This window comes from Pseudomonas sp. EA_15y_Pfl1_P101 (assembly GCF_963970835.1).
Classification (GTDB): Bacteria; Pseudomonadota; Gammaproteobacteria; order Pseudomonadales; family Pseudomonadaceae; genus Aquipseudomonas; species Aquipseudomonas tritici.
Genome location: NZ_CAXAPA010000001.1, coordinates 91067 through 111756, shown reverse-complemented (window position 1 = coordinate 111756; position 20690 = coordinate 91067). Strand labels below are relative to the sequence as shown.

Here is a 20690-nt window from a genome sequence, read left to right as displayed (position 1 = left end):
GGCGCTGGAAATCTAATGTGGGAGCGGGCTTGCTCACGAGTTTGATCCGTATCGTTCTATGGATCGTGTACAAGGCCCGCGCCTTTTCGCCCAGCGGGCTGCCGTTCCCCCCCGTTTGCCGTTATACTCGCCGGCTTTCAAAAGTTCGCCAACGAGTGCTGCCCGCCATGGAAATCAACCCGATCCTTAACACCATCAAGGACCTGTCCGAGCGCTCCGAAACTATTCGGGGGTATCTTTGACTACGATCAAAAGCATGAGCGTCTGACCGAAGTCAATCGCGAGCTTGAAGATCCTGCTGTCTGGAACAAACCTGAATACGCCCAGGAACTGGGCCGCGAGCGCGCTGCGCTGGCGCAGATCGTCGACACCCTCGATGAACTGAACACCGGTCTGGCTGATTGCCGTGACCTGCTGGACATGGCCGTCGAAGAAGACGACGAAGGCGCAGTGGGCGATGTCGTCGCCGAGCTGGCCCGTCTTGAGGACAACCTCGCCAAGCTCGAATTCCGCCGCATGTTCAGCCACGAAATGGACCCGAACAACGCCTACCTAGACATTCAGGCCGGTTCCGGCGGTACCGAAGCCCAGGACTGGGCCAACATCCTGCTGCGCATGTACTTGCGCTGGGCTGACAAGCGCGGTTTCGAAGCGACGATCATGGAACTGTCCGCCGGTGAAGTCGCCGGTATCAAGGGCGCGACCGTGCATATCAAGGGCGAGTACGCCTTTGGCTGGCTGCGCACCGAGATCGGCGTGCACCGCCTGGTGCGCAAGAGCCCGTTTGACTCCGGCAACCGTCGCCACACCTCGTTCTCTGCTGTTTTCGTCTCGCCAGAGATCGACGACAAGGTCGAGATCGAGATCAACCCGGCCGACCTGCGCATCGATACCTACCGCTCCTCCGGTGCCGGTGGCCAGCACGTAAACACCACCGACTCGGCCGTACGTATTACCCACGTACCGACCAACACCGTGGTCAGCTGCCAGAACGAACGCTCCCAGCACGCGAACAAGGACACCGCCATGAAAATGCTGCGGGCCAAGTTGTACGAGCAGGAAATGCAGAAGCGCAACGCCGCTTCCCAGGCGCTGGAAGACACCAAGTCGGATATCGGCTGGGGTCACCAGATCCGTTCTTATGTGCTTGATGCGTCGCGGATCAAGGATTTGCGCACTAACATCGAACGCAGCGACTGCGACAAGGTGCTCGACGGTGATATCGACGAATACCTGGAAGCCAGCCTGAAGTCAGGCCTGTAACCCTTTTTTAGGAGCCGGCACGCCGGCGATCCCCGGCCGCAGGCCGGGGGCAACGAACCTGATGGAATATTTAAAGACATGAGCGACCAACAACTCGACCAAGCCCTGCAACAGGAAGAAAACTCCCTGATCGCCCTGCGCAAGGAAAAGCTGGCTGCCGAGCGCGCCAAGGGCAATGCCTTCCCCAACGACTTCCGCCGCGAAAACTACTGCGATGCCTTGCAGAAGCAATACGCGGACAAGACCAAGGAAGAGCTGGCGGAAGCGGCGATCCCGGTCAAGGTGGCAGGTCGCATCATGCTCAACCGCGGCTCGTTCATGGTGATCCAGGACATGACCGGTCGCATCCAGGTCTACGTCAACCGCAAGACCCTGCCTGAAGATACCCTGGCCTCGGTGAAAACCTGGGACATGGGCGACATCATCGCCGCCGAGGGTACCCTGGCCCGTTCCGGCAAGGGCGACCTGTACGTTGAAATGACCAGCGTACGCCTGCTGACCAAATCCCTGCGCCCGCTGCCGGACAAGCACCACGGTCTCACCGACACCGAGCAGCGCTACCGCCAGCGCTATGTTGACCTGATCGTCAACGAAGACGTGCGCCACACCTTCCGCGTGCGTTCGCAAGTCATCGCGCACATCCGCAGCTTCTTGATGCAGCGTGACTTCCTGGAAGTTGAAACCCCGATGCTGCAAACCATCCCCGGTGGTGCTGCAGCCAAGCCGTTCGAAACCCACCACAACGCACTGGACCTGGAAATGTTCCTGCGTATCGCGCCTGAGCTGTACCTCAAGCGCCTTGTGGTTGGCGGGTTTGAGAAAGTGTTCGAGATCAACCGCAACTTCCGTAACGAAGGCGTTTCGACGCGTCACAACCCAGAATTCACCATGTTGGAGTTCTACCAGGCCTACGCCGATTACGAAGACAACATGGACCTGACTGAAGAACTGTTCCGCGAACTGGCGCAGTTGGTCCTGGGCAGCACTGACGTGCCGTACGGCGACAAGGTGTTCCACTTTGGCGAACCGTTCGTGCGCCTGTCGGTGTTCGATTCGATCCTCAAGTACAACCCCGAGTTGACCGCTGACGACCTGACCGACATCGACAAGGCACGCGCCATTGCCAAGAAAGCCGGCGCAAAAGTGTTGGGCTTCGAAGGCCTGGGCAAATTGCAGGTGATGATTTTCGAAGAGTTGGTGGAGCACAAGCTGGAACAGCCGCACTTCATTACCCAGTACCCGTTCGAAGTATCGCCGCTGGCCCGTCGCAACGATGACAACCCGAACGTCACCGACCGTTTCGAATTGTTCATCGGCGGCCGCGAAATCGCCAACGCCTACTCCGAGTTGAACGATGCGGAAGACCAGGCCGAGCGTTTCATGGCCCAGGTGGCCGACAAGGACGCCGGCGACGACGAAGCCATGCACTACGATGCCGACTTCGTGCGCGCCCTGGAATATGGCATGCCGCCAACCGCCGGTGAAGGGATCGGCATCGATCGCCTGGTGATGCTGTTGACTAACTCGCCGTCGATCCGCGATGTGATCCTGTTCCCGCACATGCGGCCACAAGCGTAACCTTAGCGAAATCCAGAGCCGCCTTTTATAAGGCGGCTTTTTTATGCGGCGTTTATAAGCGTCAAGCAAACAGCGCCAGGTTTTGATCTATTCAAGGATGTGTGTCGTGAACCGCGTAATGGCTCAAGAAGGCGCCGCCGGCATTGCTGCTGCCGTGGCTGAAAGCGTCCAGTACCAGGGCCGTAAGGCCAGTCGCCGAGGCAGTGAGCAACGCAGGCAAGACATTCTCGATGCGGCGATGCGCATCGTGGTGCGTGATGGCGTACGGGCCGTGCGCCATCGTGCAATCGCGGCAGAGGCGGGGGTGCCGTTGTCGGCCACGACCTACTATTTCAAGGATATCGACGACTTGCTCACCGATACCTTCGCTCAATACGTCGAACGCAGTGCCGCGTTCATGGGCAAGCTATGGGTACGTAACGAGGGCCTGCTGCGCGAAATGGTCGCCTATGGCGATGGCAGCCCACAGTCGCGTTCACAACTGGCCGATGATATTGCGCGTTTGACCGCTGACTACGTGTTGCGCCAACTGACCAACCGCCGTGAGCACCTGATGGCCGAGCAGGCCTTTCGCCAGGAAGCGCTTCTGAACCCGCGGCTGGCAGAACTGGTGCGTTCCCATCAGCAGATTCTGTTGCAGGGCACTGAGCAGTTTTTCCAGGTACTGGGCTCCCGCGAACCGCAACAGGATGCCAAAGTGTTGACGGCGATAATCAGTCGGATGGAATATCAGGGCCTGCTGAGCGGCGCAGAGCCTCTGACCGGTGAAGAGATGCTTGAAATTCTCAAGCGTTACATGCATTTGGTGTTGGCCTCGGTGTAGTCACAAGTCGACGCTGCTTTATGTGGGCGCTGGCTTGCCTGCGCTGCAGACAACTCGGTAAATCAGGCACGGTTGGTTGATGCCATTGCAGGCAAGCCAGCTCCCACATAAACGGGTGCCATGCACGATATTCAGTGGAGTACACGATGAAAGCCTGGCGAATCGCGGTAATTGCCTTGTCGTTCCTGCTGCTCAGCGGTTGCCTGGTGACCTTCAAGGACCCGCTGCCGGCCCATGAGGCCGCGCCGCCGGCCCTGCTGGGGAAATGGTCGAGCAAAAACGCCTGGGGCGAGCCGCTCAACCTGCACATCACTCGCGTGGGGGACCACCGTTATAAAGCCGTGAGCTACCCTACAGCCAAGCCGGGCCCGCGTGATGAGTACCTGTTTACTGTTTCCCGGCATGGTAGCCGCTGGTACTTGTCGGCGCCGTTGCCGGCCAAACTGGGCGGGCATTTCATCCTGGCGGGGTTTGACTTTGAGGGTAAGAGCGGCGAAAAACATGAATTGGTGGTCTATAACCTGGACCTTGAGCAGATCCACCAAGCGATAGGCCAAAAGACGTTGCACGGCAGTACTGTGGAAACCGTGGAAGGCGACGGCGTATTGGTCGACAGCCCCATGGACCAAGTGTTTGCCTACCTGGATGACCCGGCCAACGCCGATGTATTCGTGGAAGCCGTGCGCTACCAGCGCACGGGCAAATAACGTTTAAAGAGGAAGCACCGGGTGGACGATTACCAGCAGACGATACGCACCTTGTCTGATCGCATTGTGCTGGCGCAGACACCGATTCGCGTCCTCGACGCCGTGAAGTGGGACGACAACATTCGTCAGGGATTCCTCAAGGCCAAGGGCAAGGAAATGCCCGCCGTGGACCGCGACTATTACCTGAATCGGCCACTGACGTTCGACTCCAGCGCGGTAAAGCTGGAGTTCCAGAACATCGAGCGCGACATTACCCGTCGCCTCGGCCAGTTCAGCCCCGTGGGGCAGATCATGCGCCGCATGTGCCGGGAATATCGCATGGTGGTGCGCATGCTTGAAGCGCGCGGTACCGAGGATTTCGGCCTGATATCCCAGGAACTCTATGGCGCCGCCTCCGATGCGTTCCACGCGGGCGACCCGACCCTGGCGGACCTGGGCCTGATGCTTTCTGACTATCTGAACAACATCGACGGCCGTGGCGATTTGAAGGATGAAGCCAAGACCCTCACCGCCCAGGACGCCGTGGCGCTGCTGCAAACACGCCTGAACAAGGTATTTGGCGAGGCCGAAGAGACTATCCGCGTGTTTGAGTCCGACGGTATTGTCGCTGACGCCGCGGCGGGCGCCGACTACATCAAGATCCGCGCCGACGCGATGTTCAATGACCGCGACGTGCGGGCCCTGGAAGTGCATGAAGGCCTGGTGCATGTTGGCACCACGCTAAACGGGCAGAACCAACCGATCTGCACGTTCCTGTCCAAGGGCCCGCCGTCCTCCACCGTGACTCAGGAAGGCCTGGCGATCCTGATGGAAATCATCACCTTTGCCTCCTACCCGAGCCGCCTGCGCAAACTGACCAACCGCACCCGTGCCATTCACATGGTGGAGGAGGGCGCCGACTTCCTGCAGGTGTTTGAGTTCTTCCGCGAGCAAGGCTTTGAGATGGGCGAAAGCTATGGCAACGCCAGTCGCGTATTCCGTGGCTCGGTGCCGAACGGTCTGCCGTTTACCAAGGATCTGTCCTACCTCAAGGGCTTTATCATGGTCTACAACTACATTCAGCTCGCCGTGCGTAAAGGCAAGCTGGAGCAAGTGCCGCTGCTGTTCTGCGGCAAGACCACCCTGGAAGACATGCGAACCCTGCGTCAGTTGGTCGACGAAGGCCTCGTGGTGCCGCCCAAGTACCTGCCGGAGCAGTTCCGCGACATGAATGCACTGGCGGCATGGATGTGCTTTTCCAACTTCCTCAATCATTTGAGCCTGGACCGGATTGAGGCGGATTATTCGAATATCCTTTGAAGAAACCGCGCCAAACATGTGCGAGCTGGGTCGCCTGCGATGGCGGTCATTCAGTGAAAACACCTGTGACTGATACACCGTTATCGCAGGCTACCCCAGCGCCCACATTTGATCTCATTTGTTCTTGAGAAATGAGTACAACCTTCCAGCGAGGCTTCAACGGATGAGAATCCTCGGCATTTTGTGCCTGCTACTCACTTTGAACGGCTGCAGCTCCCTGCTGTTCTACCCCGAGCCCGGCCTGCCTTTCACACCGGAAAAAGCCCACCTGCAATACCGCGACGTCACCTTGACCACCGCCGACGGCGTGAAGCTGCACGCCTGGTGGCTACCGGCCAAGCCCGGCGTGCCGCTCAAGGGTACGGTGCTGCACTTGCACGGCAACGGCGGCAACCTGGCCTGGCACCTGGGCGGCAGTTGGTGGTTGCCTGAGCAGGGTTACCAAGTGCTGCTGCTGGACTATCGCGGTTATGGGCTGTCGGAAGGCACGCCATCATTACCCGCGGTCTATCAGGATGTTGATGCGGCGTTCCGCTGGATCGACAAGGCGCCCGAAACCCAGGGCCAGCCGCTGATCGTTCTGGGCCAAAGCCTGGGTGGCGCGCTGGCGGTGCACTACCTGGCAGCCCACCCGGAACGCCAATCCCGGCTCAAGGCGCTGGTGCTGGACGGCGTGCCCGCCAGTTATCGTGACGTAGGACAATTCGCCCTAAGTACCTCCTGGTTAACATGGCCGTTTCAAGTGCCCCTGTCCTGGCTGGTACCGGACGCCGACAGTGCTATCCGCGCCATGCCTCAGCTGACGGGTGTGCCGAAACTGTTGTTTCACAGCCTGGATGACCCGGTTGTGCCAGTGGCCAATGGCATCCGCCTGTACCAAGCCGCGCCGCCGCCAAGGGTGCTGCAGTTAACCCGGGGCGGCCATGTGCAAACCTTTGCCGACAAGACCTGGCAAACCGTGATGCTGCGCTACCTGGACGACCCGCGGCACTTCAACGGCCTACGCCGCCTGGGCGAAATTCCGAACTATCCCACTCCAAGAGTGGATTCATCAGAGAGCCCGCAATGAGCGAAGAACGCAATATGATCCCGCTGATCCTCACCGGTATTGGCACTATCATCGGTACCGTCGGTTGCCTGTGGTTCTACGGTTACCTGCACTTTGCCAAACCCGAAGATGCGCTGCTGCTCAGCGATTTCACCATGCTCAAGACCGTGCCCGGCGAGGACTACAAGATCTCCCTGACCCCGGCCGCGCAAGTCGCGCAATGCGTGGATGGCGTGCTGGTGATGTTCGACACCGAGCAGAAAGGCCTCAGCGGTGTGCTGGTGAACAACAAGAAGCAGGCCGTGCGATGCATGGGGCAAGAAACCCCGCAATTGCAGCAGTGAACGCTGTTTTCAGCGCTGTGGGAAAGGTCCATTTTACGTACCGATTAATGATTTAACGCCTGTCAGGCGTTCAGCCGGCTGGAACCAGTCTGGCGCGCTCACCACAGATTATGGGCTGATTGGCAATGCTGATCAGCCCATTTTTTCATTAGTCTGGAGTGAGCATATATGGCTGGTATAAACGGAGTGTCGGGCGTAGGGAGCATGGGCGCTGGTGCCAATGTTGGCGGGGGCTCCCAATCAAACCAAGGCCTCGATCAGCAGATTCGAGACGTTCAAAACAAAATCAAAGACATGCAGGCACAAGGTGCTAAAGGCGGTCAGGGTAGCGAGGGCGGAGGTGGCCTCGATGAACTGATGAAACTGCTGGAGAAGCTGCTGGCACAAAAGTCTCAGGGCGCGCAAGGCGATCAAGGCGCACAAGATGGTCAGGCTGGCAGTCAGGGCCAAATCCAAATGCCGCAGACACAGGGCTCAGGCAAGGTCGGCGTTTAATTCGCGCGCCCTCAAAAAACCGCCTCTATCGGGCGGTTTTTTCATGTTGATTCAAACCGACAACCAGCAACGGAGCGGGCGGTGTAACGTGTGGCGCGGCAGCTCACGCCGTTGCCGGGGACACTTGCGGAGGAAATGTCTGGAACCGTTTCGACTCAAACTCCCACATAAAATGGTGCAACCTACTCAGATTGGGTCGAGGATGAAAATACATATTCCTGTATTGGAAAACATGTTGGCCATGGCAAGACAGCATGTGGCGCTGGAACAGGAAGCCGCTCGCAGGTACAAGCGCGATCAACGGATGGATGAGCCGGCCAGCGCAAAGATTGAAATGCCTGCCGAGGATACGAATCGCACCATTCAGTTTGACGAGCCGAAAAAAAACCCACCGTGAAGTGGGTTTTCTTATGCGGCGCCAATCAATCAGTTAGCAACGGAAGACCGTGGCTTGACCGGCTGGTTGTCGTTGGAGATGGTCACTTCAACGCGGCGGTTCATGGCACGGCCCGACACGCTGGTGTTGTCGGCAACCGGGTATTCCTTGCCATAGCCCTGGGTCACGATGCGCGAGATGTCCACGCCTTGCTGAGCCAGTGCGCGTTGCACGGAGGCTGCACGGCGCTCCGACAGGCTCTGGTTGTACGAGTCGGAACCGGTGCTGTCGGTGTAGCCTTCGACGATCACCTTACGGTCCGGGTTGTCGCGCAGGAACTGAGCCAGCTTGGTGATGTTAACCAGGCCGCTGGATTTCAGATCAGATTTATTGGTGGCGAACAGCACGTCACCGAAGGTCACCAGGGTGCCGCGATCGGTCTGCTTGGCGTTCAAGCTGTCTTGCAGCTGCTTGATCTGCGCATCACGAGCCTCCAGCAAAGCGCGGGCGCGTTCGTCGCCGGCGTTTTTCAGCTTGGCTTCGGATTCGCGCAGCACGATGGTGTCTTTGGCCACTTCAACACGCTGGTTGGTCAGGTAGGCCAGTTGGTCGACTTTCTTCTGGTCTTCCTTGTCGCGGTAAGCCTTGTCAGCCTTGTCCAGCCATTCGCTGGCGTCCTTGGTTTCCAGCGCCGCGAGCTTGGTCGCTTGCGGGTTGGTTTGCAGGGACGAGAAGTTGGTCCGTGCATTTTCCAGGTTCGCGTTCGGCGGGGTGGAGCAAGCCGCCAGTGCAACGCTCATCGCCAGCAGGGCAGGGATCATCAATTGTTTACGCATAGTCGTGTCGTCCTTTCAATTCTTTATCGGGTGCGATTCGGTCACAGGAAGCGTCTTACTTCTGCTGGATAGCAGCCGGGCGCATGCCTTCCTTACGCAACTCATCAACAGCCTTCTGGGAATCCTTCAAAGCCTGTTCAGCCTTGGCAGCCTGGGACTTGCGCTCTGCAACGCGAGCGTCCCACTCGGCTTGTTCGGCCAGGCGACGGGCTTCCTCGTAATTTTTGTCGTGCATGGCAATCTCAGCTTGCTTGAGCTTGTCCTGGGCCGACTTCATTTCTACAGCTGCGTACTCGGTGCCACCGGCGCTGACAGCGCTGTTCACCGCAGACTGGGTGACCGCATATTGCTCGGTCGGAGGGTTGCCGGCGCAGCCAGCCAAAACGAAGCTTGTGCCGATTGCCAGCGCGGCCAACTTGAGCCCGCGCAGAGGGTTAAACGAGGTTTTGGCAGTGCTGGTCTTCATCGTCTTCAACTCCATTAGATAGCTCCTAATAACATCAAAATCCATCTCAGGTGGTCAGCGGCGGCGGGCTAGCGGTAAAGCTGCGGACGCCTATTCAAACGGCTGTTCCAAGTGATGGCTTACTCGGTGTGACCCGAGGCTTTTTTGAATAGTTCAGCGAAGATGGCGAATTGCCTAAAAAAATTTTTGACTGATTGGTCAGGTCCAAAAATTGGAACTTTCTGCTGCACGAACGGTATGCCGGGCTTGATAAAAGCCCGAAATAATTGGGTGAAAAGGAAGTTTTGAAGAGGGGGGTCAGCGTTGTGGGTCTTCGTCGCTGGCCGACTGGTCGTGCAGAAAACGCCGCGAAAGTGACAGGAAGCGAGGGGTAGCACCGACATCTTCGTAAAGGGGGTCGCCTTCTTCGTCGGTGGCAATCACATGCTCGCCCTTGACGTAGGGAAAGCTCTCTTCAAGCTCTTCCAGGGCCGCGCCGATCAACTCGCCAAGTAATTCTTCGGTCTGACGCTTGGGGTACATTTCGGCGATGGCCGCCAGCCTCGCGGCGGCCTCTACATCCAGATGAATCGCGTACTCGGTTTTGGTCAGGCGACCCTTGGCGTTCTCTTCCCAGTGCTGGGCCAATTCTCGGATTTTCATGGCAACCTCAATAAAGCGCGCGTTGGCAGGCGGTGATGAGCAACCAGTCGTCTGCGTAGGTAAACGCGACGACTCAACCTTGAGACTCGCTACAACTCACAAGGTTTAAAGTCTTGTCATAAATGGACGCTGGCGGCACTCTGACAGACCTGCGCGTCCCGGATTTCTGGCTGGAGATTGGCTGATGAGTGATATCGATGCACGCTTGCGTGAGGATGTTCACCTGCTGGGTGAGCTGTTGGGCAACACGATTCGAGAGCAGTACGGCGATGATTTCCTCGACAAGATCGAGCAGATCCGCAAAGGCGCTAAGGCTGATCGCCGCGGCGCTGGCGATGAACTGAGTACCCGCGTGAATCAGTTGCAGGAAAACGAACTGTTGCCGGTGGCCCGTGCGTTCAATCAATTCCTCAACCTCGCCAACATCGCTGAGCAATACCAACTGATTCACCGACGCGATGAGTCGCAAGCCGCGCCGTTTGAATCCCGCGTATTGCCGGAGTTGCTTGCCCGCCTGCAAAGTGAAGGGCATAGCAACGAATCCCTGGCCCGCCAGTTGGGGCGCCTGGAGATTGAACTGGTCCTCACCGCTCACCCTACTGAAGTGGCGCGCCGTACCCTGATCCAGAAATACGATGCCATTGCTGCCCAACTGGCCCTGCAGGATCACCGCGACCTCACTACCGCCGAGCGCGAGCAGATCCGCCAGCGCCTGCAACGGCTGATCGCTGAAGCCTGGCACACCGAAGAAATCCGCCGCACCCGGCCCACTCCGGTGGACGAGGCCAAGTGGGGCTTTGCGGTGATCGAGCATTCGCTGTGGCACGCCATCCCTAATTACCTGCGTAAGGCTGACCAGGCGTTGCACGCCGCCACCGGCCTGCGCCTGCCCCTGGAAGCGGCGCCAATCCGCTTTGCGTCCTGGATGGGCGGCGACCGTGACGGCAACCCGAATGTCACTGCGCCGGTCACCCGCGAAGTGTTGCTGTTGGCGCGCTGGATGGCGGCCGACTTGTACCTGCGTGATATCGATCACCTGGCCTCGGAGCTGTCGATGCAACAGGCCAGCCCGGCGTTGCAGGCCAAGGTCGGTGACAGCGTGGAGCCTTATCGCGCGTTGCTCAAGCAACTGCGCGAACGCCTGCGCGCCACGCGCCAATGGGCACACACGGCGTTGAGCAGCAGCACCCCGGCGCCGGCCGAGGTGTTGCAAAACAACCGTGACCTGCTGGAGCCGCTGGAATTGTGCTACCAGTCGCTGCACGAGTGCGGCATGGGCGTGATTGCCGATGGCCCATTGCTCGACTGCCTGCGTCGGGCCGTGACCTTTGGCTTATTCCTTGTACGCCTGGACGTGCGCCAGGACTCCAGTCGCCATTCGGCGGCGATGACCGAGATCACCGATTATCTGGGTCTGGGACGTTACGAAGACTGGGACGAAGACGCGCGCATCAGCTTCCTGATGAAGGAGTTGTCCAACCGTCGACCGCTATTGCCGAGTTATTTCAAGCCGTCGGCCGATACGGCCGAGGTGCTCAACACCTGCAAGGAAGTCGCCGCCGCACCGGCCGCCTCCCTGGGTTCGTATGTCATCTCCATGGCGGGCGCGGCGTCGGACGTGCTGGCAGTGCAACTGCTGCTTAAAGAGTCAGGCGTGCAACGGCCGATGCGCGTGGTGCCGCTGTTCGAAACCCTGACCGACCTGGATAACGCCGGTCCTGTGATCGAGCAACTGTTGCTGTTGCCGGGCTATCGCGCGCGTTTGCAGGGCCCGCAGGAAGTAATGATTGGCTACTCGGACTCAGCCAAGGATGCCGGCACCACCGCCGCTGCCTGGGCGCAGTACCGGGCACAGGAACGGCTGGTGGATATCTGCCGCGAACAACAAGTGGAATTGCTGTTGTTCCACGGTCGTGGCGGCACGGTCGGCCGTGGCGGCGGCCCGGCGCACGCGGCGATCCTGTCGCAGCCACCGGGTTCGGTGGCGGGGCGGTTCCGTACCACTGAGCAGGGCGAAATGATTCGCTTCAAATTCGGCCTGCCGGATATCGCCGAACAGAACCTGAATCTGTACCTGGCGGCGGTACTCGAAGCCACGCTGTTGCCACCGCCGCCGCCTGAACCGGCCTGGCGCCATTTGATGGATGAATTGGCGGCAGACGGTGTCAGCGCTTACCGCGCCGTCGTGCGGGAAAATCCGCAGTTCGTTGAGTATTTCCGCCAGTCCACGCCGGAACAGGAACTGGGCCGTTTGCCATTGGGCAGTCGCCCGGCCAAGCGCCGTGCGGGCGGGATTGAAAGCCTGCGCGCGATCCCATGGATCTTCGGTTGGACCCAGACCCGCCTGATGCTGCCGGCCTGGCTTGGTTGGGAAGCGGCGCTGAGCAAGGCGCTGGAGCGCGGCGAAGGCGAACTGCTGGGGCAGATGCGTGAGCAATGGCCGTTCTTCCGTACGCGCATCGACATGCTGGAAATGGTGCTGGCCAAGGCCGATGCCGATATCGCCCGTCTGTATGACGAGCGGCTGGTGCAGCCAGACCTGCTGCCATTGGGTGTGCACCTGCGCGACCTATTGTCGCAGGCGTGCGGCGTGGTGCTTGGCCTGACCGGTCAGTCGCAACTGCTTGCCCATAGCCCAGACACCCTAGAGTTCATCCGCCTGCGCAACACCTACCTCGACCCCTTGCACTTGCTGCAAGCCGAGCTGCTGGCACGCTCGCGCCAGCAGGAAGCGGCGCAAGACAGCCCTCTGGAACAGGCGCTGCTGGTGTCTGTGGCCGGTATTGCCGCTGGTTTGCGTAACACCGGCTAAGGTTTTTTGCGTGTTCTCAATGGCTTGCAGATAAACCACGTCGGCCGTCCTGAAAAGGGCGGCTGGCGTTTATGCGGCTGGGTTGCACTCAGGCACACCCCTACCTATGACGTAAGCCGGGCACGGTTCCTGCGACTTTCGGCGGCTTGTGTGGTTAGGGCCTGCTGTGTATCTTGATCAGCCTTTGGCCGTTTTGGACGGCTGGGCTCATACAGTTACAAACCCTATTTTACGAGATTGGCCCCACGCGGCGAATCCGAGCGTCATCTCTATAAAAAATTGAGGAGCACATCAATGCGCGTCATTCTGCTGGGAGCTCCGGGGGCCGGTAAAGGTACTCAGGCAAAGTTCATCACTGAAAAATTCGGTATTCCACAAATCTCCACCGGCGACATGCTGCGTGCGGCCGTCAAGGCCGGCACCGAGCTGGGCCTGATCGCCAAGAGCGTGATGGACAGCGGTGGCCTGGTTTCTGATGACCTGATCATCAACCTGGTCAAGGAGCGCATCAGCCAGGAAGACTGCAAGAACGGTTTCCTGTTCGACGGCTTCCCGCGCACCATTCCCCAGGCCGAAGCCCTGGTGAAGGCCGGCGTCGAGCTGGATGCCGTCGTCGAAATCGCGGTTGAAGACGAAGAAATCGTCCAGCGCATTGCTGGTCGTCGCGTTCACGAAGCTTCTGGCCGCGTGTACCACACCGTCTACAACCCGCCAAAGGTTGAAGGCAAGGACGATGTGACGGGTGAAGACCTGGTGCAGCGTAAAGACGACACCGAAGAAACCGTGCGTCATCGCCTGTCGGTCTACCACTCCCAGACCAAGCCGCTGGTGGATTTTTACCAGAAGCTGTCCGCCGCTAACGGCAAGCCGAAGTACAGCCACATTCCTGGCGTCGGCTCGGTTGAAGCGATCACTGCCAAAGTGCTGCAAGCACTGAGCTGATCCCTCGACTGGCTTCACGGATAACGGCCCGCTTGCGGGCCGTTGTTGTTTATACTGGCGCACTTTTTTTCGACTTGGACACCCACAACGATGAGCACCCTGCTGGCCCTGGACACCGCGACTGAAGCTTGCTCCGTTGCCTTGCTGCACGATGGCAAGGTAACGAGCCACTACGAGGTGATCCCGCGCCTGCATGCGCAGAAGCTGCTGCCAATGATCAAGCAACTGCTTGAAGACGCAGGCACGACGTTGGCTGCGGTCGATGCCATCGCCTTCGGCCGTGGCCCGGGCGCGTTTACCGGTGTGCGCATCGCCATCGGCGTGGTGCAGGGGCTGGCGTTCGCGTTGGAGCGCCCAGTGTTGCCGGTGTCCAACCTGGCGGTACTGGCCCAGCGTGCCTTGCGTGAACACGGCGCGCAGCAGGTGGCGGCCGCTATCGATGCGCGGATGGATGAAGTGTATTGGGGTTGCTATCGCGCAACGGCGGGCGAGATGCGCCTGGTGGGCGTGGAAGCGGTGCAGCCGCCGGAGTCGTCTGCGTTGCCGTTGGATGCCAGCGGTGATTGGTTCGGCGCCGGCACCGGCTGGGTTTATGGCGAACGTATTGGCGTGTCGTTGGCTGGCCAGGACGCTGCGATGTTGCCGCATGCCGAAGACTTATTGACCCTAGCGCGCTTCGCGTTCGAACGCGGTGAAGCGATTCTGGCGGACCAAGCTGCTCCGGTTTATCTGCGCGATAAGGTTGCGCAGACTAAAGCTGAGCGCGGGATTATTTGACGCCAAAAATGCTGGCACTTTGGGGCTAAATTCACCAATCGTCAGAATTTGCCCCCGCTTTTAAACCTTTTTCAAATTATGTGTTCTAGTTATCACCAGAGCATTTGCGCGTTATGGATTACGCCACTAAAATGCCATCACCGATATCGAGTTCGCATACATGCGTATAGATGGATTTTCCTCACCGTCCTACCCCATCAAGCGTAAGCCACGCAAGGCAAACGTTACGGTAGACGAGTCCGTCGAAGATTCGCCGGACTTCATCGAAGTCCAGTCCGAAGCACAGCAAAATGCCCAGGGTTGCGCAGGCGCTCGTATCAGCGGTCTTCCAGCCCGTCAGCAAGACATGGTCTTCCCGCGCTCCATGAGCAAAAGCGTCGCCACCGCCCTGGCCAGCTACATGACCACCGCCGGTTTTGTCGAATGGGATATGGAAGTGCTGGGCCTCGACATCCACATCTGATGCGTCTGCCTTACTACCTCGGTTGCCCGTCCTGGAGCGAAAACGCTTGGCGCGAGTACCTGTACCCCGCCGATGCCCGTTCCAGCGACTACCTTGCACTCTATTCCCAGGTCTTCAACGCCGTTGAAGGCAACACCACCTTTTATGCCCGCCCTTCAGCTGCCACGGTGCAACGCTGGGCTGAAATCATGCCTGACGATTTCCGCTTCACGGCCAAATTTCCCGGTGATATCAGCCACAGCGGCAACCTGATCGAACAACTGCCGGCGGCAGAAAGCTTTGTTGGCTTGATGAGCCCGCTGGGTGAGCGGGTATCGCCGTTTTGGTTGCAGCTGCCCGCGACGTTCACGCCGCAGCGGCTCGGTGAGTTGGCAGGTTTCATTGATGGGCTCGAGCGTCCGATGGCTGTCGAAGTGCGGCATCTTGAGTTTTTCGCCAAGGGCGAGGCCGAGCGAACGCTCAACCGTTTGTTGCGTGATCGCGGGGTCGAGCGGGTCTGCCTTGACCCGCGGGCCTTGTTCAGTTGCACGTCCACCTCGGCGGCCGTACTGCACGCGCAATCCAAAAAGCCCAAGGTGCCGCCGCGTCCGGCGGCGCTGACGCTGTTTCCCCAAGTGCGTTTTATCGGCCATCCCGAATTGGAAGCCAATGACCCGTTCCTGGTCCCATGGGTGGAGAAAGTCGCCGGTTGGATTGAAGAAGGCCGCACGCCCTACGTGTTCCTGCACACCTCGGACAACCGCCTCGCCGCGCAATTGGCGCTGCGTTTTCACGACCAGTTGATGGTGCGTCTGCCTGGCCTGCCAGCGCTGGCAACCTTGGATCGAGCTCCCGCAGCGGAGCAACTGGGGTTACTCTAGGGCACCTTTTTCCGCCTGGAGCCAGACATGGATGCCCCAACCCTTCGCGCCGAAACCTTCAAGGCCTTGCATGAGCGAGACCGTGCGTTTGTGATGCCCAACCCGTGGGATGCTGGTTCCGCTGTGATGCTCGCCAGCCTGGGGTTTGAAGCGCTGGCCACCACCAGTGCGGGGTGTGCGTTCAGCCTGGGGCGCCCGGATGCGGAAGGGGCGCTGTCCCTGGATGACACCTTGATCAATGCCAGTATGATCGTCAAGGCCACAGTGTTGCCGGTAGCGGCAGATCTGGAAAACGGCTTCAGTGACACCCCTGAAGGCTGCGCCCAGACGATCCTGCGTGCCGCCGCCACGGGTATCGTGGGCGGTTCCATCGAAGATGCCACCGGTATTGCCGCTGACCCGATCTATCCCTTCGACCTCTCCGTCGAGCGCGTGGAAGCTGCCGTTGCCGCCGCGCGCAGCCTGCCATTCCCCTTCACCCTGACTGCCCGCGCGGAAAACCTCCTGCATGGTCGTCTGGATTTGCCTGACACCATCCGGCGCCTGCAAGCCTACGCCGAAGCCGGTGCCGACGTGCTGTATGCACCGGCCCTGCGCACTGCCGAGGAAGTGCTGGCGGTGGTCAAAGCGGTGGCGCCCAAACCGGTGAATGTGTTGATGTCCGGCGGCTTGAACCTCAGTGTGGCGCAATTGAGCGAGATGGGCGTGCGGCGTATCAGCGTCGGCTCGGCGCTGGCGTTGGCCGCCTATGGTGAGTTCTACCGCGCGGCCCAGGAAGTCTATGAGCTGGGCACGTTCACCTTCACCGACCGCAAAATGCCGTTCAGTCAGGCCAACCAGTTCTTTAAGGACTAAGCGGTGAGTTTCTTCAAAATCATCGGCGTACTGCTGGTTCTGGGCGGGGTGTTTGCCGTTGGTATCTGGCGGGGCTGGGTGCCGTTGCCGGCTGATTGGAACCCTTGGGCGCCGTTGGATGTGCGCGCCAGCCCCAACTTTTTGACCCGTTATAAATTGGGACGTCTGCAGGATGATCCAGCGCTGTGCGACAACGTGCTGGAAACTTCCGGCCTGCGCGTCAGCCATCAGGCCGATACCCCCGTCGACGTCGCCTGCCCTTTACGCAATACCTTGCGTGTACAGGGCGCTGCGGTTGGGCTCAGCAGTAGCTTTCTCGCCAGTTGCCCACTGGCGGTGGCGTTCGCGTTGTTCGAGCGGCACAGTTTGCAGCCGGCGGCCCAGGCGGTGTTTGGCCAGGCGGTGACGCGGGTCGATCACCTGGGCAGCTTTGCCTGCCGCAACATGTATAACCGTTCTGTAGGGCGACTCAGCGAGCATGCCTCCGCCAATGCGTTGGATATTGCCGGCTTTCGCCTGGCGGATGGGCGCCGCATCAGTGTGCTTAAAGGTTGGCCGGGGGAGGGCGCTGATGCGCGGTTCCTGCGTCGGGTGCGCGATAGCGCCTGCGATGATTTCAATGTGGTGTTGACCCCGGACTACAACGCTGCGCACCGCAACCATTTCCATCTGGACATGGGGCGTTGGTGGGTGTGCCGCTAAGGTTTAAGCGGCCAGGCGCAGGTTGTTGGCGATCAACGGGCGTGCCCAGTAGTAATCGAAGTCCAGGGCCTTTTGTTGCGCGACCAGTTCTTCGGTAGGGTACGGGGTGGCGGCCGGTGGCAGCAGGTCCAGCTCGAATTCGGCAATGGGCAGGTGCAGTGGGCGTGGTGCCGGCACCGGGCCTGGCTCCGGCAGCGGCTGGCCGGCTGTCAGCACGATCGGGCGCACCCAGCCACTTTCGAAATTCTGCTGGCGTTGCTGGGCGACGATTTCCTCTTCCGGGAATGGCTCGGCGGCGGGTGGCAGCAGTTCGGTTTCGAACTCCGCGATCGGCAGGAACAGCGGCTCTGGAGGGGCGATCTCGGTGTCCTTCACGTCACACTCACGCTGGGTGAGGATCTGCGACAACAGGTCGGCGCCGGCGTTGGGTTCTACCGCTGGGTCCGCAGGTGCAGGCGCCTGGACCGCCAGCGCGCCAGGCGTATCGCCGAGCTGTTCGGCCAATGCCCGGGCGAAGAAGTCCTGCCACACATGACTCACCCCGGCCAGCGCTTGAGTATTACGCAGGCCGTAGTGGTTATGGGTCGGCAGTACACCGATGGTTAGGGGAAGAATGTCTGACATTTTTCTCGGTCGACGCTCAGCTCTGGCAAAATACCTGACTGTTGTTTTTATCGGCCGGTTTTGGCCGATCCTTAATATTTTTGAGCGTAGCGATTGATGAGCGAACAACCAGCGGCCAGCCGCATCAGTGTCGAGGCCTTGGGCGAAGGTTTCAAGGACCGTGCCGAGCAGTGGGCTTCACTGCTGGGTTTGCCGTTACACCTGGCGGATGCGGACTTTTCCCTGCAGTTCGGGGAGCATGGCCTACAGCTACAACAGCTTGGGCCTGACGCGCCAGGGCCGGTGCGGGTGGACTTTGTCGAGGGCGGCGCCGCGCATCGACGCCTGTACGGCGGTGGCAGCGGGCAGATGATTGCCAAGGCCGTGGGTGTCGCCCAAGGCGTGCGCCCACGGGTGCTGGACGCCACGGCGGGCCTGGGTAAGGACGCCTTCGTGCTTGCCAGTCTGGGCTGCGAAATGAGCCTGATCGAGCGCCAGCCGCTGATCGGCGCCCTGCTCGAAGATGGCCTGGCGCGCGGCGCGGATGATTGTGAGGTGGCGCCGATCGTGGCGCGCATGAAGTTGCTCAAGGGCAACTCCATTGACGTAATGTGCAACTGGGAAGGCGAGCCGCCGCAGGTGATCTACCTCGATCCGATGTTCCCGCACCGTGAGAAGACGGCATTGGTGAAGAAGGAAATGCGCCTGTTCCGCCCGCTGGTGGGCGATGATCCGGACGCACCGGCGCTGCTGGCCGCCGCCCTGGCCCTGGCCAGCCACCGCGTGGTGGTCAAGCGTCCGCGCAAGGCGCCGTGCATTGAAGGGCCCAAGCCGAGCCACGCGCTGGAGGGTAAGTCCAGCCGGTATGATATTTATGCTAAAAAAGCGCTCAAGCTCTAAGCTGCAAGCTGCAAGCAAACGCGCTGTACGCTTGCCGCTTGTAGCTAACCCCTTGCAACTGCTCCTCTCCCATAAGCCCGCATAAACAACCCCACCACTTCCTGCACATGCGCTTCGGCGGCTTCTTCGCTCAGTTGTCCGCCGCAGCCATACAGCAGGCAAAAATTCGCCGTGCCCTTGAGCAGGCAAAAAAAGTGCTCGGCTGCCGTGAAGGGTTTATCGATGCTCAGGGCGCCGCCCTGGTCGATCTTGCCGAGCAGACGCTCCATGCCTTGCAGCATGCGCATGGGGCCGGCCTCGAAGAAGATCTGCGAGAGTTTCACGTCCTGGCTGCCGGTGGTCATCATCAGACGATGCAGGTTTATCGACTCTTCGCTGTTGATCAGGCGATGGAACCCCCGCGCGATGTTCAACAACACAGTCTCCACGGGCACGCCTTCGGGCAGCTCGAAGTACATCACCGGCAGCTGTTCCTCGCACTTGGCCACCACGGCGGCGGTGAACAGGGTTTCTTTGTCATTGAAGTGGCTGTAGACGGTCAGTTTTGAGACGCCCGCCTCAAGGGCCACGGCGTCCATGCTGGTACTGGCGTAACCATTGCTCAAAAACAGGAATTTCGCTGCTTCGAGGATAGCCTGGCGTTTTGCCATGTCCTTGGGGCGCCCGGGGCTATTGGTGTTTACAGGATTGTCGGACATTTTCACCTTTAATACTGGACTGGCGAGTTTGGTATTAATAACATACCGGCCAGTATAATTATTCTTAGCTTCATTTGCGAAAGGTCCTACAGCATGCGCAGCACTTTCCTGCCCTTTGCGTTGCCTGTCAGTCTGGTCGTCCTGTTGACCGCTTGCGGCCATGAGGAAGCGACCCAGGCCACCATCCGCCCGGCCATGGTGGTGCAGCCACTGCCGTCGTCGCAGTCGATGGGCAGTTACCCCGGCGAAGTGCGTGCGCGCTATGAGCCAGACCTGGCATTCCGCATCGGCGGCAAAATCAGCAAGCGGCTGGTGGAGGAGGGCGAGCGAGTCAAGGCCAACCAACCGCTGGCAGAGCTCGACCCACAGGACGTGCGCCTGCAACTGGAAGCCACCCGTGCCCAAGTCGCCGCCGCCGAGGCCAACCTGAGCCTGGTGCGTGCCGAGCGTGATCGCTACAAGACCTTGATGGACCGTCAGATGGTCAGCCGATCTCAGTATGACAATGCCGAAAATCTCTACCGGGCCGGTGTTGCCCGCCTCAAGCAGATCAAGGCTGAGTTCGACGTGGCCAGCAACCAGGCCGGCTATGCCGTGCTGCGTGCGCCACAAGACGGTGTGGTCGCCAAGCGCGCAGTGGAAGTTGGCCAAGTGGTGTCCGCCGGCCAGACCGTGTTCACCCTCGCCACCGATGGTGAGCGCGAAGTGCTGATCAGCCTGCCGGAGCAGGGTTTTGCCCGTTTCAAGCTCGGTCAGCCGGTGTCGGTGGAGCTGTGGAGCCAGCCCGATCAACGCTTCACCGGGCGTATTCGTGAGCTGTCACCGGCGGCCGATCCGAAGTCGCGTACGTTCGCGGCCCGCGTGGCGTTCACTGGTGGCAAGATACCGGCCGAGCTGGGCCAAAGCGCCCGCGTTTTCATACAGGCTGACGGTGTGATTCCGTTGTCGGTGCCGCTGTCTGCCCTCAGTGCGCAGAACGGTGAGTCCTACGTCTGGCGTGTGCAGCCCGACAACACGCTCAAGCGCACACCGGTGCGCATCGGCGCCTTTGGTGAAAAAATCGTCCCGATACTGGAAGGCCTGACCCCGACCGATTGGGTGATCGCCGCCGGTGTCCATGTGCTCCACGAGGGCCAGCAAGTGCGCCCGGTGGATCGTGCCAACCGTGTGGTGAATCTGGCGGCCAAGGAGTAGTCCCCCA

23 protein-coding genes are annotated in these 20690 nt (G+C 60.0%); 18 read left to right on the top strand and 5 right to left on the bottom strand.

From position 1 onward, the window contains the following. Positions 1-167 precede the first annotated feature (167 nt). From prfB to AACY36_RS00485, 9 genes are all read left to right on the top strand, one after another. Positions 168-1263, top strand: a protein-coding gene (gene prfB / locus AACY36_RS00525; RefSeq protein ID WP_339418192.1) for a peptide chain release factor 2 whose coding sequence is annotated in 2 segments (ribosomal slippage) — positions 168-239 and positions 241-1263 — 1095 coding nt in all. Because the reading frame shifts where the segments join, the coding sequence is not laid out codon by codon here. A 78-nt stretch (positions 1264-1341) separates the two neighbouring features. Continuing rightward, the gene (lysS, locus tag AACY36_RS00520; RefSeq protein WP_339418191.1) at positions 1342-2841 is read left to right on the top strand and encodes a lysine--tRNA ligase; all 1500 of its coding nucleotides are present in this window, start codon (positions 1342-1344) and stop codon (positions 2839-2841) included. A gap of 106 nt (positions 2842-2947) precedes the next feature. Continuing rightward, positions 2948-3664: a TetR/AcrR family transcriptional regulator gene (locus AACY36_RS00515; RefSeq protein WP_339418190.1), complete on the top strand. Its 717-nt coding sequence runs from the start codon at positions 2948-2950 to the stop codon at positions 3662-3664. 146 nt (positions 3665-3810) lie between these two features. Next, the gene (locus AACY36_RS00510) at positions 3811-4371 is read left to right on the top strand and encodes a hypothetical protein (RefSeq protein WP_339418189.1); all 561 of its coding nucleotides are present in this window, start codon (positions 3811-3813) and stop codon (positions 4369-4371) included. A 21-nt stretch (positions 4372-4392) separates the two neighbouring features. Then, the gene (locus AACY36_RS00505; protein WP_339418188.1) at positions 4393-5670 is read left to right on the top strand and encodes a flavohemoglobin expression-modulating QEGLA motif protein; all 1278 of its coding nucleotides are present in this window, start codon (positions 4393-4395) and stop codon (positions 5668-5670) included. A gap of 163 nt (positions 5671-5833) precedes the next feature. Further along, positions 5834-6739 carry an alpha/beta hydrolase gene (locus AACY36_RS00500; RefSeq protein WP_339418187.1) on the top strand — a complete coding sequence of 302 codons (906 nt, stop codon included), beginning with the start codon at positions 5834-5836 and terminating at the stop codon, positions 6737-6739. After that, on the top strand, positions 6736-7062 hold the full coding sequence (locus AACY36_RS00495; RefSeq protein ID WP_017738324.1) for a hypothetical protein: 327 nt from the start codon (positions 6736-6738) through the stop codon (positions 7060-7062). The genes AACY36_RS00500 and AACY36_RS00495 overlap by 4 nt, the downstream gene beginning before the upstream one ends. Before the next feature lie 204 nt (positions 7063-7266). Then, on the top strand, positions 7267-7557 hold the full coding sequence (locus tag AACY36_RS00490; RefSeq protein ID WP_339418186.1) for a hypothetical protein: 291 nt from the start codon (positions 7267-7269) through the stop codon (positions 7555-7557). 202 nt (positions 7558-7759) lie between these two features. After that, the gene (locus AACY36_RS00485; RefSeq protein WP_339418185.1) at positions 7760-7954 is read left to right on the top strand and encodes a hypothetical protein; all 195 of its coding nucleotides are present in this window, start codon (positions 7760-7762) and stop codon (positions 7952-7954) included. Positions 7955-7983: 29 nt separating this feature from the next. On the opposite strand, the gene AACY36_RS00480 is transcribed toward AACY36_RS00485, so the two are convergent. The 3 genes from AACY36_RS00480 to AACY36_RS00470 form a co-directional block, all read right to left on the bottom strand. Further along, positions 7984-8769, bottom strand: a complete 786-nt coding sequence (locus tag AACY36_RS00480; RefSeq protein WP_339418184.1) for an OmpA family protein — start codon at positions 8767-8769, stop codon at positions 7984-7986. Between the two features lie 55 nt (positions 8770-8824). Next, the gene (locus AACY36_RS00475) at positions 8825-9250 is read right to left on the bottom strand and encodes a DUF4398 domain-containing protein (protein ID WP_339418183.1); all 426 of its coding nucleotides are present in this window, start codon (positions 9248-9250) and stop codon (positions 8825-8827) included. Positions 9251-9532: 282 nt separating this feature from the next. Further along, positions 9533-9877 (bottom strand): pilin assembly protein, encoded by a 345-nt coding sequence (locus AACY36_RS00470; RefSeq protein WP_339418182.1) that lies wholly within the window; start codon positions 9875-9877, stop codon positions 9533-9535. Between the two features lie 184 nt (positions 9878-10061). On the opposite strand from AACY36_RS00470, the gene ppc reads away from it, so the two are divergent. The 7 genes from ppc to AACY36_RS00435 all read left to right on the top strand — a co-directional run bounded on the left by ppc (position 10062) and on the right by AACY36_RS00435 (position 17288). Beyond that, positions 10062-12689 (top strand): phosphoenolpyruvate carboxylase, encoded by a 2628-nt coding sequence (gene ppc / locus AACY36_RS00465; protein WP_339427103.1) that lies wholly within the window; start codon positions 10062-10064, stop codon positions 12687-12689. A 294-nt stretch (positions 12690-12983) separates the two neighbouring features. Continuing rightward, a complete protein-coding gene (gene adk / locus AACY36_RS00460; protein WP_049709696.1) occupies positions 12984-13631 on the top strand; it encodes an adenylate kinase in 648 nt (215 codons plus the stop codon). 90 nt (positions 13632-13721) lie between these two features. Further along, positions 13722-14408 (top strand): tRNA (adenosine(37)-N6)-threonylcarbamoyltransferase complex dimerization subunit type 1 TsaB, encoded by a 687-nt coding sequence (gene tsaB / locus AACY36_RS00455; protein ID WP_339418180.1) that lies wholly within the window; start codon positions 13722-13724, stop codon positions 14406-14408. Positions 14409-14568: 160 nt separating this feature from the next. After that, positions 14569-14871, top strand: a complete 303-nt coding sequence (locus tag AACY36_RS00450; RefSeq protein WP_339418179.1) for a hypothetical protein — start codon at positions 14569-14571, stop codon at positions 14869-14871. Then, entirely contained in the window at positions 14871-15731 is an 861-nt protein-coding gene (locus AACY36_RS00445; RefSeq protein ID WP_339418178.1) for a DUF72 domain-containing protein, read from the top strand. The genes AACY36_RS00450 and AACY36_RS00445 overlap by 1 nt, the downstream gene beginning before the upstream one ends. A 27-nt stretch (positions 15732-15758) precedes the next feature. Beyond that, a complete protein-coding gene (locus AACY36_RS00440) occupies positions 15759-16586 on the top strand; it encodes an isocitrate lyase/PEP mutase family protein (RefSeq protein WP_339418177.1) in 828 nt (275 codons plus the stop codon). Positions 16587-16589: 3 nt separating this feature from the next. Continuing rightward, positions 16590-17288: an extensin-like domain-containing protein gene (locus AACY36_RS00435; protein WP_339418176.1), complete on the top strand. Its 699-nt coding sequence runs from the start codon at positions 16590-16592 to the stop codon at positions 17286-17288. Between the two features lie 3 nt (positions 17289-17291). On the opposite strand, the gene AACY36_RS00430 is transcribed toward AACY36_RS00435, so the two are convergent. Then, positions 17292-17912 carry an energy transducer TonB gene (locus AACY36_RS00430; RefSeq protein WP_339418175.1) on the bottom strand — a complete coding sequence of 207 codons (621 nt, stop codon included), beginning with the start codon at positions 17910-17912 and terminating at the stop codon, positions 17292-17294. 96 nt (positions 17913-18008) lie between these two features. On the opposite strand from AACY36_RS00430, the gene AACY36_RS00425 reads away from it, so the two are divergent. Continuing rightward, complete coding sequence (locus tag AACY36_RS00425; protein ID WP_339418174.1) at positions 18009-18791, top strand: class I SAM-dependent methyltransferase; 783 nt, start codon at positions 18009-18011, stop codon at positions 18789-18791. 44 nt (positions 18792-18835) lie between these two features. On the opposite strand, the gene AACY36_RS00420 is transcribed toward AACY36_RS00425, so the two are convergent. Beyond that, positions 18836-19489 (bottom strand): TetR/AcrR family transcriptional regulator, encoded by a 654-nt coding sequence (locus tag AACY36_RS00420; RefSeq protein ID WP_339418173.1) that lies wholly within the window; start codon positions 19487-19489, stop codon positions 18836-18838. Between the two features lie 93 nt (positions 19490-19582). Between AACY36_RS00420 and AACY36_RS00415 the strand changes: the two genes are divergently transcribed. Further along, positions 19583-20683, top strand: coding sequence for an efflux RND transporter periplasmic adaptor subunit (locus AACY36_RS00415; RefSeq protein WP_339418172.1), 1101 nt, complete (start codon positions 19583-19585; stop codon positions 20681-20683). The last annotated feature ends 7 nt before the right edge of the window (positions 20684-20690 follow it).